The organism is Brenneria roseae subsp. americana (assembly GCF_003115815.1).
In the GTDB taxonomy this organism is placed as follows: Bacteria; Pseudomonadota; Gammaproteobacteria; order Enterobacterales; family Enterobacteriaceae; genus Brenneria; species Brenneria roseae.
Genome location: NZ_QDKJ01000004.1, coordinates 235,408 through 250,801 on the forward strand (window position 1 = coordinate 235,408; position 15,394 = coordinate 250,801).

Here is a 15,394-nt window from a genome sequence, read left to right on the forward strand (position 1 = left end):
CGTGTAAAAAGCAGGTAATTTACCGCTTTAGCGGTGTTGTGCCATCTTTATCTACATTCACGATTGCTGCTCCGGAACGCTGCTGCCTATGGCTGATACGTCGAAACCAGGTCAATACACGCCATATTCTGCTGATCATCCAGAAATAGCCGACAAACGCCATTAGAAATACGCTTAACATAATAGACTCTGTCGTCCCGCTACGCTCGCTGATAATGCCTACAGCAGCAAATAAAATCGCCGCACCGACAATAACAGCCAATGCCTGACGTGACGTTAAGCCCGCGCGCATCAATATATGATGTAAATGTTCGCGATCGGGTTTGAACGGGCTATCTCCCCGCCGGATACGGCGTATCATGATCGTCACCATATCCATTAGTGGAATAGCGATAAACCAGAGTGCCGTTACCGGGCGTATTACGGCATCCTCACCCTGCGTTGCCAGCATCAACAACCAGATTACCGTAAAACCTATCAGCGTGCTGCCCGCATCTCCCATAAACACCTTAAATCTATCCCCCCAGAGAATCCCCAGATTCAGAAGGATATAAGGCAACGTTGCTGCCAACAGGCACAAACTCCAACTGGCCAACGCACCATGGCCGCCAAGGTAGAAAACCACAGCAAGCGCACCAAACGTCACGCAAGATAAAGCACCCAGTAAACCATCAATGCCATCAACCATATTGAAAGCATTGATCGCTCCCCATACGGCAAACAAGGTAACGAAATAACCCAAAAAACCTAAAAATAGTTCATATCCGAAGAGTATCTTTCCTAATGAGGTCAGGTACAGACCCGCATACATCATCAATCCGGCAACAAATGCCTGTAATCCGATGCGGGGTAAGACAGGAAGATCGAAGCGGTCGTCCAATACGCCAACAACCAGCAGCGCAGTGGCACAGATCATATAGAGGGAGAAATCGGGTAACCAGTCCGGTCGTAACGCATACAGTACCCATAGCGCCATATAGATGGATACCCCGCCAACGAGCGGAATATGTCCTTGATGCTTCTTACGTATGTTGGGCTTATCCACTAATCCAACGTTGATTGCCGCTTTTCTCGCCACGAATAATGCGACGAATGCGCTTAAAAATATCACCGTGAGCTCTTGCATTTTTACACCATCATCAACCGTTATGAGTTGTTACATTAGGCACGCTACCGCCCCTGGCTTATAGCTACCAATGCACTGTCAAAGTACGGAACACCATCCAGTGGTTAGACTTTGGATCCGTAAGTTACACTTTTCTCTGTGAGTCTTTTTGTAGTTATGCAGCCCAATCAATTATGTTAGACAGTTGTTGCAAGTAACAAATTTTTTACACAAAAAGCCATCCCTTTGGCAAAAATCGATTTCCAAGCTTTCATAGTATTGACGACTAAGCGCAGATCACAAGAATTAAGATGTCGGAGGGTTTTTTTTCAGAATAAGACTACGTGCATCCATAACATTCGAACCTCCCTATAGGATGAAAAACCAACTTAAAGGATAAAGTCAGCATATTTCGATGAAAATTTTATAAAAGCACACCATCTTTAACGGGTAAGGCGCATGGCAAGTGCGTGCGCTATTCTATGTGCGGTTCACAGATATGATCAAATATTGCGGCCTGTATCATGCCGATATAGTAGAAAATTTTGCTTATGGGCGCTTTTCTTAACTTTTATTAGCTAAAATTTGGCGAAGCCGTCTACAAATAGCTAACAATATACGGCGGATGTTCATGTATAACCGTTTTTGTTAGATGTTACATAATGTCTTTACAAATTCTGGTTCATTCGCGTTGGCCCTGATACGCTAGTCATGTCTTCGTCAAGAAAGGTGAAATAATAAATATGGAGTGGATCGCAGATCCAACGATATGGGCCGGTTTGGCCACACTGGTCGTGCTGGAACTGGTATTAGGTATTGATAATCTTGTTTTTATTGCCATTCTGGCTGAAAAACTACCGAAAGAACAACGAGATAGAGCCAGAGTCGTAGGACTTTTGCTTGCATTGCTGATGCGACTGGTTCTCTTATCTTCAATTTCCTGGCTGGTTTCTCTGACCACCCCTCTCTTCACGCTATTTGGACATACCTTCAGCGCTCGCGATGTGATCATGCTGATTGGAGGCCTGTTTCTGCTATTCAAAGCTACCATGGAGCTTAATGAACGGCTGGAAGGCAAAGATGAAGAGCAGCATGCCCAGCGCAAGGGAGCCAGATTCTGGCCGGTAGTCGCACAAATTGTCGTTCTGGATGCCATTTTCTCACTGGATTCGGTCATCACCGCCGTTGGCATGACGGACCATTTATTGGTGATGATGTCTGCCGTCACCATCGCCATCTTTTTAATGTTGCTGGCCAGCAAGCCGCTGACCCGGTTTGTCAGCGAACATCCGACGATTGTGATTCTGTGCCTCAGTTTCCTGCTGATGATCGGCTTTAGCCTGGTGGCAGATGCCTTTGGCTATCACATCCCCAAAGGTTATCTCTACGCCGCAATTGGTTTCTCAGTACTGATTGAATTGTTGAATCAGATTTCGCAATTTAACCGTCGACGCTTTCTCTCCTCTTCGGTTCCTCTGCGCCAGCGCACTGCTGAAGTCGTATTGCGTATTCTGCGCGGCGATCATGAGGAAGCCGAACTGGATAATCAGACATCATCGATGATTGCGGATAATGCGCATACAGGTAACGAGGTCTTCAATCGTCAGGAACGTCGTATGATTGAGCGTGTGCTTGGAATGGCGCAGCGTACCGTCAGCAGCATTATGACCTCACGCCATGATATCGATCCGGTTGAATTGAATACCCCGCAAAGCGAACTGGCCCGGATACTCACCACCAATCAACATACCCGGCTGATTATTACGGACAGTGAAACGTCAGATGAACCGTTGGGGATTGTGCATGTCTCGGAGATTCTGCAACAGCAGTTGAATCAGAAGCCGTTCGATCTCTCTATTCTGGTCAGACAGCCGCTGGTCTTCCCTGAACAGCTCTCTTTGCTGTTGGCGCTGGAGCAATTTAGAGAAGCGAGGACTCACTTTGCATTTGTTGTGGACGAATTTGGCTCGGTTGAAGGAATTGTGACACTCAGCGATGTAATGGAAACCATCGCGGGCAATCTGCCGCTGGAAGGTGAAGCCGTGGATGCCCGTCATGATATCCAGCAGAACGAAGACGGCAGTTGGATCGCAAACGGCTATATTCCGCTGGAAGACCTGACCATGTACGTTCCACTCTCGCTGGATGAAAAACGGGAATACTATACGCTGGCCGGGTTATTGATGGAGCATTCTCAGCGAATCCCGCAGGCTGGTGATGTGCTGTCTATTGATGGCTATCAATTCACCATCCTCACCGTAGAGAGCCATCGGATTATGAAAGTGCTGATTACCCCCGGCAGTGAGCCGCAATCCGACTTTGAGGTTTGATTTTGCGTAGAAAAAACGGCGCCTTCCCCAGCGGGAAGCGCCGTTTTATGTTCTTAGCGGGCAGGCACCATAATCTCGGTTGCAACCACGACGACGATTAAACCCACCAGCACCGGAACGGATGTCCGTTTAACCACCTCGAAAGGCGATATTTTCGCCATCCCGGCTACCGCGACAACAACACCGGAAACAGGAGAAATCGTCCGTCCAAGGTTCGAAGCCTGTAACATGGGAATAGCCAGATAGGCCGGGTTGATACCCATTTGCGAAGCCAGTTTAGGAATCAATTCAACGAACGCATAGAACGGCGCATTACCTGAACCCGTTGTCATCGCCGCCAGCATCGTGATCACCACCAGCATCAGCATAATCACCAATCCACCGCTGCCAAAAGACTGGGCAAAACCGATTAAGCCGCTGATAAATCCAACCGTGCTGAGACCCTGTGCAAAAACGCCGGCCGCCACCAGCAGAATGACCACGTTGGAGAACGCTTCAGCCATACCGCGATAAGCGACATCCAGACCGGCAAAAATCTTTTGTGCATTAAAGAAACGAATAAACTCCAGCACGGCCGCCAGAATAATACACATCACCAGTACGGTAATAATGTGCAGTTCCGGCCCCCATTTGCCATCAAATACCAGCACGCCCATGATAGGGGTAAATGGCAGGATAGCGTAGAAACGCGGCGCGTCAGTGATAATTTCACTGGCATCCAGGATTTCATGGCTGACATTCGCTTTATTATCCAAATAGCGTTGCCAGAAGAAATGCGCCACCGCCATGCAAACAATGGCAATGACGGAGATGGGCAGCGTAATCTTGAAAGCAAAATCAACCAGCCTCATCTCGGCAGCCTGTGCGGCCAGCACCACATCACCGGATGTCGGGGACAGGATCAACGCAACCGGAGACGCGCAAATTGCGGCGGCGGCGCCACGGCTGATACCAACGTTGACCATAACGGGAAACAGCGTCGCCATCAGCAAAACGCCCAACCCCGTTGCGGATGACACCGCCAGCGACATCAGGCAGGCAACAAAGTATGCCGCAATCATCAGCAAATAAGGCGAGTTGATCATTTTCAGCGGGCGTGACACCAACTTCACGACAACATCGTTCGCGCCAATGTGGGTCATGTAAGCGGCAAATCCACACAGCACCATGATCATCATACCAAGGTCGCCGCCTCGGCTCATCAGCAAAATCTTAACGTATTCAACAATATCTGTGGCACTCAAGCCGGTTGCTTTGGCGCTGGCGGGCAACACACTTTTCCCCAGCAGGGCGCTGATGACCAGCAACACCAACCCGCCCACCATCAAGACCCCGGTGGCTGAGTAGCCTTTTATGATGTAACGCCCCACAAGCACCGTTACAACAACACCAATCAGAAGTTCGAGCATTTAGTTTTTGTACCTGAATAATAAAATGTATAGCCTGACGTTCAGGCATTAAAATTCGTCAGCAACAGATTACTCTGTTACAAGCGGAAAAGAGTGTACAGATCTGCCAAAGAAGCTCAAATATTCAAGTGAGATCCGTGAATCAACGCATAGAAAAGGTGTAATGTGCTCACAAAAGAAGCCGTGCTGAGGAGTGTTCAGGTTTTCACGCCGACCGAGATCGGCGCTATCCCCGCTAAGAAAATAAAAGCTTATCGCCGGGTGGCGTTGCTGGAAGCGGCGCAAGGCGGCCAGGCAAAAGTATAGTAGTAAAACCGATGCTTATAGCCGATCGAGCAGCTGTTTCAGATCCTTACCTTTCTGACTTTCCTGGTTTTTATTGGCCCAGTCATTTAAGCGTTTCTTCAATTCATCTTGCAGGCGTTTACGCAGCAATTGATCTACCTGTAACTGATAATTCAAGTTATCCCACGAGCCATAAATCCGTAAGGGAATCGCCGTATTTTGCAACACGTTGATTAACTGTTCGTCACCTTGCCACCCCTCGGTGATCCGTACGTCCAGATTGGTATCACTGGTTCTGACAGTGAGATCAACCACCCCGGAACCGGTTAACGTCAGCAATTCAGAGTGACCATTCAGGTTAGTAATGCGCAACTTACCCGCATTAAGCTGCACATTACCCGTCAACTGTCGTACTTCGGTATAACGTTCATAGCGTTCCCGCCCCCGTATATTCATGTTATTACGCACGACAGCCATCTGCACCATTTGCTGAATATTCATTCCCTGTAAACGCAGATTACTGGCTTTCAAGGCAGCCTTCCCCTGCCACTGCTGTGTCAAGGCAGGCAGACTGAATGCGTTACCGGAAAACTGGCCGTTCAGCGATAGCTTACCGCTCAGGCTCTGGGGCAGCGCAAACGCTGCCGTTAGTTGAGAAACATCAACATTCGTGAGTTCAGGCTGAAAAGTGATAGCAGGAGACACTTTTGCATCTATCTTTCCCGGTAAGGAGAAACTCCCTTCGCCCAGCTTGCCGTTCAGCGCGTCGATATTCAGCACGCCCTGCTGGTTAGTCGCCTGAAGATTAAACTGACTGATGTTAAGTCCACGATAGACAAGTGAATCGGCTTGCAGTGATAACCGCGCGGTAAACCCTTTCAGGTCATCCTGCACATCAGGTGAGGGCGCCTTCGTGGAAATCACCGGCTTGCCCGCTTTAGCCTGAGCAACTGACGCGCCGTTTTCCACGGTAGGTTTCATGCCGAGCAGCGCATCCAAATCCAGCTTGCCGGACTTCAGATCCAGAACGTAGTCAGGAAGTTCGCCAAGCCGGGCGCTGCCGCTTCCCGTTATCTGGCTCTCATTGGCGCTCAGCGCCAGTTGGCTGACAGTGATTTTTTCAGGCTGTTGTTGATAGCTGGCTTGCAAACTGCCGCTGCCGCTAATGCCGCCTTCGGGAATGCCTGCGCCCTGAATCTGGTACTCCAGCGAGCTGATATTTGCGTTGACCTGCTGCGGAAAGTGCTGCATATCCATATCCGCAGACAGAGAAAATGCGATATCGCGCTGATCGCGATTAACCCGGCTGGATAAGGTAATACTGACCTGACGGTTACCGTCCTGCTCCATCAATAAATTGATATCACGAACGTTGATCTGCTCGTCATCGCTGCGTTGCAACACCAATAGGCTATCCGCTACTTTCAGTTTATCGATGTCGAATCGCCATCCCTGCTCTTCTGCCGGTACCGGTGATCCGGCCGGCGCAATGGGCGCGCTACTGGGTTTTTTCGCTTCGCTTTCGGGCGTCAATTGGATAACCGCCCCTTTCAGCATGATCTGCTTGATCGCCAGCTTGTGAGACAGCAGTGGCAGGAGCTGTACATCAAGCCGCATATTTTCCACGCTAACCACCGGCGCCGTCGACCCGGGCGCGCTTAGCGACATACCGCCAGACAGAATGCTCAACTGCGGCCAGACGTGCCAGCGCAGATCGCCATCCAATTGCAGACGATAGCCACTACGCTCCTCGACCTGTTTTATCATATAAGCGCGAAAATCATTGGGATTAACCAGCACTACCAGGGCGGTCATTCCTGCCACCAGCACTACAAGCAGAATTGCCAGTGTTGTCAGAAATCTTCTCATGCCATCCTCACATGTGATACACGTTATGCCCTTCATCCCTCAAGCTGCAAACGTGCGGCTTTCGCTTTCCGCCTTACCGCGTCTTGAAATCTGTCAGGTATGCAACAGGCCTGCCGGCAATTTAGTCTTCATCGATCCGGCTCGCGACAGCGCCCTGCTGATCTTTATATTTGGCATCCTGCCGACGATTGTAAGGACGTGCCGCCGGACCTGATAACGGCTCAAAACTCAGCGCGCCGATCATCATTCCGGGACGCAACGCCAACGGCAACTTACCTGAATTATAGAACTCCAGCACAATTCTTCCTTGCCAACCGGGATCAATGCGGTGCGCAGTCACATGGACCATCAATCCCAGGCGCGCGAGAGAAGAGCGACCATCCAGCCATCCGACCAGATTATCCGGCAACGTTACCGACTCGAACGTCACCGCCAGCGCCAGTTCTCCCGGATGAAGAAAAAATGCTTCGCCTTCCGGTAAAATAATCTCATCGCTCATCACACGATCCAGGGCCGAGCTGACTTCATCCTTCGGTCCGCTTAGATCAATATAGGCCGCGGTATGGCCGCTGAACACCCGAAACTGGTTTCCCAAACGGACATCAACAGTCGCGCCATTAATTCTTTCTGTTGGCGGGCGGGGAGTAATCACCAACCGGCCATCATCCAACCAGGCTTCAATGTCACGATCACACAGTCTCATCTTTTTCTCCACTCGATACTGGCATTGGGGAAAATCCCCTTCACTTATTTAACGCACCGACTTATTCAAAGAACTGGCTTAGCTTGGCTTTCAAAATATCAATCGCGATACGATTTTTACCGCCGCGAGGAACAATGATATCGGCGTATTGCTTTGACGGCTCGATGAATTGCAAAAACATGGGCCGCACCGTTTTCTGGTACTGCTCCATTACGGAATCCATTGAACGGCCGCGCTCGTTAACATCGCGACGCATACGGCGCAGCAGGCAGATGTCCAACGGAGTATCGACAAAAATGGAAAAATTCATCTCATCACGCAGGCGAGCGTCTGTCAGCAGCAAAATACCTTCAAGAATAATGACTTTCTTTGGCTCAAGATGAACCGTTTCCTGCTTACGGGTATGTTCAACATAGCTGTAGAGGGGAAGCTCTACCGCCCGCCCCGCCTTCAGCATTTGCAGATGCGTCAGCAACAGGCTGTGATCCATTGAGCTGGGGTGGTCATAATTGGTTTTGACCCGCTCTTCCATGGTCAGATGGCTTTGATCTTTGTAGTAGCTGTCTTCAGGTATCACACCAATATGTTCGTCACCGACCTGATCGCGCAATTCACGGTATAACGTACTGGAAATAAGACTTTTACCGGAAGCCGATGCCCCGAGATCCCGATGATGACACACTGATGAGACTGCTCAGTCATGGTATTAACGACCTGATTAACAATAAAAAGAGAGGAGAACGCGCCAGCAGGCGCTTTGCCGCGCAATTATAGGGAGTTAGCACGGTTCACGCCACCCTTTCAAGCATCTCGAAGCCTTGCTGCATAGAACGGCGAATGACAATGTTCGGTTCAGTATGAATGCGGTTCTGTCAAACAGGGAACCAGATAAGGTTAATGGCAGGGGGAAACGGAGACGACGAGGAAAATCAGGCGCCCGCCGCCTCACCAACCGGATTGTTATGTGAAACTACACCGCCCGGAAAGCAATCTCGGTGGGAATCACCTGTCCCTGCCAGTAAAGCTGTGCGGCAACCTGCCCCGCCAGCTCACGGTACAATGAAGTGAATTCGCTGTCGGGATGGCTAATGACCGTCGGTTCGCCACGATCCAGATCTTCACGCAAAGAGATGTGCAACGGCAGCTGTCCCAGCAGGGCGCAATGGTATTTTTCCGCCAGTTTTTGTGCTCCCCCGGTGCCGAAGATTGGCTCCAGATGACCACAGTGACTACAGATGTGGACACTCATATTCTCTACAATGCCCAATACCGGCACGCTGACTTTCTCAAACATCGCAATACCTTTCATGGCATCCATCAGTGCGATGTCCTGTGGCGTCGTCACTACAACGGCCCCCGTCACCGGAATATTCTGCGCCAGCGTCAACTGGATATCACCGGTTCCCGGAGGCATATCCAGCACCAGATAATCCAGATCCGGCCAGAGCGTATCCTGCAACAGTTGCAACAGCGCTTTGCTGGCCATCGGCCCGCGCCACACCATGGCATTGTCATCCGTCACCAGATAACCAATCGAGTTTGTCGCCAGGCCGTGCGCCACAATCGGCGCCATATGCTGGCCGTCCGGTGACGTTGGACGCTCACTCGCCGCCCCCAGCATCGTTGGAATCGATGGCCCGTAGATATCAGCATCCAGAATACCGACATTAGCCCCTTCCGCCGCCAGCGCCAGCGCCATGTTGACCGCAGTGCTGGATTTTCCGACACCGCCCTTGCCGGAGCTGACGGCAATAATGTTCTTCACCCCTTTCACGCCAGCCTGATCGTTTACCCGGCGTAGCGTGGCGACATTATGCGTCAGGCGCCATTCGATGGCTTTCGCGCCAGACAGGCGCAGTAGTTCGTCGCTGACCGTCTCTTTTAATGCTTCCAGTCCACTGAGCCAGACAAACGGCATCGTCAACTCAATATGCAACACATCATCCAGTAGCGCACAATGGTGCAGCGCATTCAGCGTGGTCAGATTGTTTTTCAGTGTCGGGTGCTGAAAAGTAGAAAGAACCCCGTTGACCATGGCCCGCAATGCTTCAGGACGTTGCTCGGGGAGTTTTGAGTTCATTCCGGCTCCTTGAAATTCTCGTTATCAACCGATAAAAAACAGTTTATAGAATACCAGAAGCTCACGGCGCTCGCGCGTTCGAGTGTAAAAAATCGTGCCGGCTATGTTGATCAACGGTGACATTAATACGTTCCACCCGAATCTGTTTGCCGTCAGAGGTGTTTTACATAAGGCAGCGGTTTACGCCGTAAGCTGCTATCGGTTAACATCGGTTTCCCTCTATCACAAAAGAAAGCAAGTTCCTCATGACTCAAGTCGCAAAGAAAATATTGGTAACGTGCGCGCTGCCTTACGCTAATGGTTCGATTCACCTCGGTCATATGCTTGAACACATTCAGGCGGATATTTGGGTTCGTTACCAGCGAATGCGCGACAACCAGGTTCATTTTATCTGTGCAGACGATGCCCACGGCACGCCGATCATGCTGAAAGCTCAGCAGATGGGGATAGCACCGGAGCAAATGATTGCGGCGATGAGTCAGGAACATCAGCAGGACTTCGCCGGTTTCAACATTAGCTATGACAACTATCACTCAACGCACAGTGAAGAGAACCGCGAACTGTCCGGACTGATTTACAGCCGTCTTAAAGAGAACGGTTTTATTAAAAACCGTACCATTTCCCAACTGTACGATCCGGAAAAAGGCATGTTCCTGCCGGATCGTTTTGTGAAAGGCACCTGTCCGAAATGTAAAGCGGCCGATCAGTACGGTGATAACTGCGAAGTCTGTGGCGCCACCTATAGCCCCACAGAGCTGATCGATCCCAAATCCGCGGTGTCCGGCGCCACGCCGGTGATGCGCGAATCCGAGCACTTCTTCTTTGATTTACCGGCCTTCAGCGACATGCTGCAAGCCTGGATACGTTCGGGTGCATTGCAGGAGCAGGTTGCCAACAAAATGCAGGAATGGTTTGACGCCGGTCTACAGCAGTGGGATATCACCCGCGATGCGCCTTACTTCGGTTTCGAAGTTCCCGATGCGCCGGGCAAATATTTCTACGTCTGGCTGGATGCGCCAATTGGCTACATGGGCTCATTCAAGAATCTGTGCGACAAACGCGGCGATCTGAACTTTGATGAATTCTGGAATAAAGATTCTACTACCGACCTGTACCATTTTATCGGCAAAGACATCGTCTATTTCCACAGCCTGTTCTGGCCGGCCATGCTGGAAGGCAGCGGTTTCCGTAAACCCACCAACCTGTTTGTACACGGTTATGTGACGGTTAACGGCGCCAAGATGTCCAAGTCACGCGGCACCTTCATCAAAGCCGGAACTTACCTGCAACATCTGGATGCAGATTGCCTGCGCTATTACTACGCCGCGAAGCTCTCTTCCCGCATCGACGATATCGATCTCAATCTGGAAGACTTCGTGCAGCGCGTGAATGCCGATATCGTGAACAAGCTGGTAAACCTGGCATCACGTAACGCAGGCTTCATCAGCAAGCGTTTTGACGGCAAGCTGGCAGATAAACTGGCTGACGTAGCCCTGTACAACACCTTCACCGATGCCGCAGAAAGTATTGCCGAAGCTTACGGCAACCGTGAATCTGGCAGAGCGATCCGTGAAATTATGGCGCTGGCCGATGTGGCAAACCGTTATGTGGATGAGCAGGCGCCGTGGGTTGTGGCGAAGGAAGAAGGCCGCGACGCCGATCTACAGGCAATCTGTTCAATGGGCATCAACCTGTTCCGGGTACTGATGACCTACCTGAAACCGGTATTGCCGGCGCTGGCTGCACGTGCGGAAGCCTTCCTGAACAAAGAACTGCGTTGGGATGAGATCGCGACACCCTTGCTCAGCCATCAGGTCAACGTCTTCAAGGCGCTTTTCAGCCGTATCGATCTGGATAAAGTCAATGCCATGGTCGAGGCGTCCAAAGAAGATATGGCCCAATCCAAAGCGGTTTCCGGTCCGCTGGCGGATGACCCGATACAGGATATGATCGGCTTTGATGATTTTGACAAAGTGGATCTGCGCATCGCGCTAATCACGCAAGCTGAGCAGGTTGATGGTTCTGATAAACTACTGCGTCTGACGCTGGATCTGGGGGGAGAAACCCGTCAGGTCTTTTCCGGTATCCGCACCGCGTATCCCGACCCGGGCAAACTGGTTGGTCGTCTGACGGTGATGGTCGCCAACCTTGCGCCTCGTAAAATGCGTTTCGGCGTATCGGAAGGCATGGTGCTGGCAGCCGGTCCCGGTGGTAAAGACATTTTCCTGCTGAGTCCGGATAGCGGCGCCCAGCCAGGCATGCAGGTCAAATAATCCCCTCTCCAGGCCGAACCGATGTTCGGCCTTTTATTTTCCCCTCTTTCTCCATTTCATCACTCTCCCCTTCATTGAGGGCATTACATCCATGAATATGAAATTCAACAAACCATTAACCCATCGCTATATATAACATGATATAGCGCAAATAAATCATACCTATTAAGGGGCAATCAGGCGTCTTAAATGATTAAATTTTGATTTCGCGCAAAACCCACAACTTGTGTGTTGTTAAATTGCCCGCAACAAAAATGACACATAATAAAACAGGGAAACTAATGCAATTGAATCGAAGAGGTTTCTTTAAAGTTTGCGCGGGGGGAATGGCGGGAACCACTCTCGCGGTATTGGGTTTTACACCGACGGAAGCAATGGCATCTGTACGTCAATACAAACTGTTACGCGCTAAAGAGACGCGTAACAACTGCACTTATTGTTCTGTTGGCTGCGGCATCCTCATGTACAGCCTGGGTGACGGCGCCAAAAACGCCAAACCTTCCGTTTTCCATATTGAAGGCGATGCCGACCACCCGGTCAGTCGTGGTTCGCTATGTCCCAAAGGCGCAGGTCTGGTGGACTACATTCATAGTGAAAACCGACTGCAATACCCTGAATACCGCGCGCCAGGCTCCGATAAATGGCAACGTATCAGTTGGGATGACGCCATTGACCGCATTGCCCGGTTGATGAAGGCAGACCGGGACGCCAACTTTGAACAAACCAACGCCAGTGGGGCCGTCGTAAACCGCTGGTTGACGACCGGTATGCTGTGCTCCTCCGCTGCCAGCAACGAAACTGGCGTCCTCGATCAGAAATTTACCCGGGCGCTGGGTATGATCGCCATCGACTGTCAGGCGCGCCTGTGCCATGGACCTACGGTGGCCGCGCTTGCACCTACCTTTGGTCGCGGGGCCATGACCAATAACTGGGTCGATATCAAAAACGCCGATGTCGTGATTGTCATGGGCGGGAACCCGGCGGAAGCCCACCCCGTCGGTTTTAAATGGGCCGTTGAAGCCAAAACGCATAATAATGCGAAACTGATTGTGGTTGACCCGCGTTTTAACCGCTCGGCCGCCGTGGCCGATCTGTACGCACCGATACGCGCCGGCTCAGATGCCGCATTCCTGCTCGGTATCGTTAACTATCTCATCACACACAATAAGATTCATCGTGAGTATGTCGTCTCTTACACCAGCGCCAGCCTGATAGTGCGTGACGATTTCAGTTTCGACGAAGGCCTGTTCAGCGGCTATGACGAACAGACCCGCCAGTACGACAAATCCAGCTGGCAGTATGAGTTGGATGCATCAGGCTTCGCCAAACGTGATATCACTTTGTCGCATCCGCGCTGCGTATGGAATCTGTTAAAGAAACACGTTGAACGCTATACGCCGGAAATGGTGACCTCGCTGTGCGGCACCTCGGCGAAAGATTATGAAGAAATCTGCCGTACGCTGGCAGAAACCTGCGTACCCGACAAAACCACCACGTTCCTGTATGCGCTGGGTTGGACACACCATACCAACGGCGCTCAGATTATCCGCTCCGCCGCCATGATCCAGCTCCTGCTGGGCAACATTGGCATGCCCGGCGGCGGCATCAACGCCCTGCGCGGTCACTCCAACATTCAGGGTTATACCGATCTCGGTTTGCTGACCACCAACCTGCCCGGCTATATGCCGTTGCCGTCCGAAAAGCAGACCGACCTGAAGACATATTTAGGCCAGATCACGCCGAATGCTCTGCTGCCTGAGCAGGTTAACTACTGGAAAAACACGCCAAAATTCTTTATCAGCATGATGAAGAGTTTCTATGGCGAAAATGCTCAGGCCGCGAACAGCTGGGGTTATGACTGGTTACCCAAGTGGGATCGCAGTTACGACATCATGGCGCAGACCGAGCTGATGGTGGAAGGCAAAATGAACGGTTATATCGTTCAGGGCTTTAACCCCGTCGCCGCGTTCTCCAACAAAAATAAAGCGACCGAAGCGCTATCCAAACTCAAGTTCATGGTGATCATCGATCCGCTGGTGACGGAAACATCGACTTTCTGGCAAAACCACGGCGAGTTTAATGACGTCGATACCTCATCCATCCAGACAGAAGTTTTCCGTTTGCCTTCATCCTGTTTTGCCGAAGAAAACGGCTCTATCGCTAACTCGGGCCGCTGGTTGCAATGGCACTGGGCCGCGGCCGAGCCACCGGGAGAAGCGCTGCACGATGGCAAAATTCTCGGCAAATTACTGATGCGTCTGCGTGAACTTTACCGGGAAGAAGGCGGTGTTTACCCGGACCCATTGATGAATATCAACTGGAATTATCAGGATCCGGAAGATCCGACGCCGGAAGAAATCGCGCGTGAGGCCAACGGTATGGCGCTGGCGGATCTTTATGACGACAGCGGCAAATTGATACTGAAAAAAGGTCAGCAACTTGCGGATTTCTCCCAACTGCGCGATGACGGCACCACCTCCAGCTTCTGCTGGATTTACGCCGGTAGCTGGACCGAATCCGGCAACCAGATGGACAAACGCGACAATGCGGATGCGGGGTTGGGCTGCACGCCGAACTGGTCATGGGCATGGCCGCAAAACCGCCGCATTTTATACAACCGGGCGTCCGCCGATCTGCAAGGTAAACCGTGGGACAGCAAACGTAAACTGATGGAATGGAACGGTCAGAAATGGCAAGGGATTGATGTGCCTGACTTTGCCAGCACGGTACCGCCGGGTAAAGACACCGGGCCGTTTATCATGCTGCCGGAGGGGCTTGCGCGTCTGTTTTCCATGGACAAACTGGTGGATGGCCCATTCCCTGAGCATTATGAACCGATTGAAACCCCAATCGGCACCAATCCGCTGCACCCATCCGTGGTTTCAAGTCCGGCGGCGCGCCTGTTTGCCCGCGATGCGAAAACAATGGGAACAGCGAAAGATTTCCCTTACGTTGCAACGACCTACTCCATTACCGAGCTGTTCCGTCATTGGACCAAACACGCACGACTCAATGCCATCGTACAGCCAGAACAATTTATCGAAATTGGTGAACATCTGGCCGAAAGCAAAGGCATCAAAGCAGGCGACGAGGTCAAAATCTCCTGTCAGCGCGGCTACATCAAAGCCAGAGCGGTGGTGACCAAGCGTATCAAAACGCTGCAAATCGCCGGTCGCGCGGTGGAAACCATTGGTATTCCCTGCCACTGGGGTTTTGAGGGCGCCACCCGTAAAGGTTTTCTGGCTAACACACTCACCCCCAGCGTCGGTGACGCTAATTCACAAACGCCTGAGTACAAAGCGTTTTTGGTTAATGTAGAGAAGGTGTAAGGGTAGCCAAC

General features: G+C 51.3%; 9 protein-coding genes and 1 pseudogene. 4 read left to right on the top strand and 6 right to left on the bottom strand.

Going from position 1 to position 15,394, the window contains the following annotated elements; translation table 11 throughout:
- Positions 1–19 precede the first annotated feature (19 nt).
- Positions 20–1,126 carry a UDP-N-acetylglucosamine--undecaprenyl-phosphate N-acetylglucosaminephosphotransferase gene (wecA, locus tag B4923_RS06955; RefSeq protein ID WP_109053629.1) on the bottom strand — a complete coding sequence of 369 codons (1,107 nt, stop codon included), beginning with the start codon at positions 1,124–1,126 and terminating at the stop codon, positions 20–22.
- A 722-nt stretch (positions 1,127–1,848) separates the two neighbouring features.
- Between wecA and B4923_RS06960 the strand changes: the two genes are divergently transcribed.
- Positions 1,849–3,435, top strand: a complete 1,587-nt coding sequence (locus B4923_RS06960; RefSeq protein WP_109053630.1) for a TerC family protein — start codon at positions 1,849–1,851, stop codon at positions 3,433–3,435.
- Between the two features lie 53 nt (positions 3,436–3,488).
- Here B4923_RS06960 and dcuC read toward each other — a convergent pair whose 3' ends face one another.
- Entirely contained in the window at positions 3,489–4,844 is a 1,356-nt protein-coding gene (gene dcuC, locus B4923_RS06965) for an anaerobic C4-dicarboxylate transporter DcuC (RefSeq protein WP_109053631.1), read from the bottom strand.
- Between the two features lie 165 nt (positions 4,845–5,009).
- Between dcuC and B4923_RS20870 the strand changes: the two genes are divergently transcribed.
- Entirely contained in the window at positions 5,010–5,150 is a 141-nt protein-coding gene (locus tag B4923_RS20870; protein WP_170116028.1) for a hypothetical protein, read from the top strand.
- A 15-nt stretch (positions 5,151–5,165) separates the two neighbouring features.
- Here B4923_RS20870 and asmA read toward each other — a convergent pair whose 3' ends face one another.
- From asmA to apbC, 4 genes and pseudogenes are all read right to left on the bottom strand, one after another.
- Positions 5,166–6,998: an outer membrane assembly protein AsmA gene (gene asmA / locus B4923_RS06970; protein ID WP_109053632.1), complete on the bottom strand. Its 1,833-nt coding sequence runs from the start codon at positions 6,996–6,998 to the stop codon at positions 5,166–5,168.
- 121 nt (positions 6,999–7,119) lie between these two features.
- Positions 7,120–7,701: a dCTP deaminase gene (gene dcd, locus B4923_RS06975; RefSeq protein WP_109053633.1), complete on the bottom strand. Its 582-nt coding sequence runs from the start codon at positions 7,699–7,701 to the stop codon at positions 7,120–7,122.
- A gap of 61 nt (positions 7,702–7,762) precedes the next feature.
- A pseudogene (udk, locus tag B4923_RS06980) lies at positions 7,763–8,403 on the bottom strand (uridine kinase).
- Positions 8,404–8,671: 268 nt separating this feature from the next.
- Positions 8,672–9,781: an iron-sulfur cluster carrier protein ApbC gene (gene apbC, locus B4923_RS06985; protein WP_109053634.1), complete on the bottom strand. Its 1,110-nt coding sequence runs from the start codon at positions 9,779–9,781 to the stop codon at positions 8,672–8,674.
- Positions 9,782–10,026: 245 nt separating this feature from the next.
- Here apbC and metG point away from each other — a divergent pair, with 245 nt between their 5' ends.
- Both metG and fdnG read left to right on the top strand, forming a co-directional pair.
- Positions 10,027–12,054, top strand: a complete 2,028-nt coding sequence (gene metG / locus B4923_RS06990) for a methionine--tRNA ligase (protein WP_109053635.1) — start codon at positions 10,027–10,029, stop codon at positions 12,052–12,054.
- Positions 12,055–12,335: 281 nt separating this feature from the next.
- Positions 12,336–15,383, top strand: a complete 3,048-nt coding sequence (fdnG, locus tag B4923_RS06995; RefSeq protein ID WP_109053636.1) for a formate dehydrogenase-N subunit alpha — start codon at positions 12,336–12,338, stop codon at positions 15,381–15,383.
- The last annotated feature ends 11 nt before the right edge of the window (positions 15,384–15,394 follow it).

Bases quoted from the DNA above. Each gene is read 5' to 3' on its own strand.
- wecA (WP_109053629.1), bottom strand. From the start codon at position 1,126: ATGCAAGAGCTCACGGTGATATTTTTAAGCGCATTCGTCGCATTATTC.
- B4923_RS06960 (WP_109053630.1), top strand. From the start codon at position 1,849: ATGGAGTGGATCGCAGATCCAACGATATGGGCCGGTTTGGCCACACTG.
- dcuC (WP_109053631.1), bottom strand. From the start codon at position 4,844: ATGCTCGAACTTCTGATTGGTGTTGTTGTAACGGTGCTTGTGGGGCGT.
- asmA (WP_109053632.1), bottom strand. From the start codon at position 6,998: ATGAGAAGATTTCTGACAACACTGGCAATTCTGCTTGTAGTGCTGGTG.
- dcd (WP_109053633.1), bottom strand. From the start codon at position 7,701: ATGAGACTGTGTGATCGTGACATTGAAGCCTGGTTGGATGATGGCCGG.
- apbC (WP_109053634.1), bottom strand. From the start codon at position 9,781: ATGAACTCAAAACTCCCCGAGCAACGTCCTGAAGCATTGCGGGCCATG.
- metG (WP_109053635.1), top strand. From the start codon at position 10,027: ATGACTCAAGTCGCAAAGAAAATATTGGTAACGTGCGCGCTGCCTTAC.
- fdnG (WP_109053636.1), top strand. From the start codon at position 12,336: ATGCAATTGAATCGAAGAGGTTTCTTTAAAGTTTGCGCGGGGGGAATG.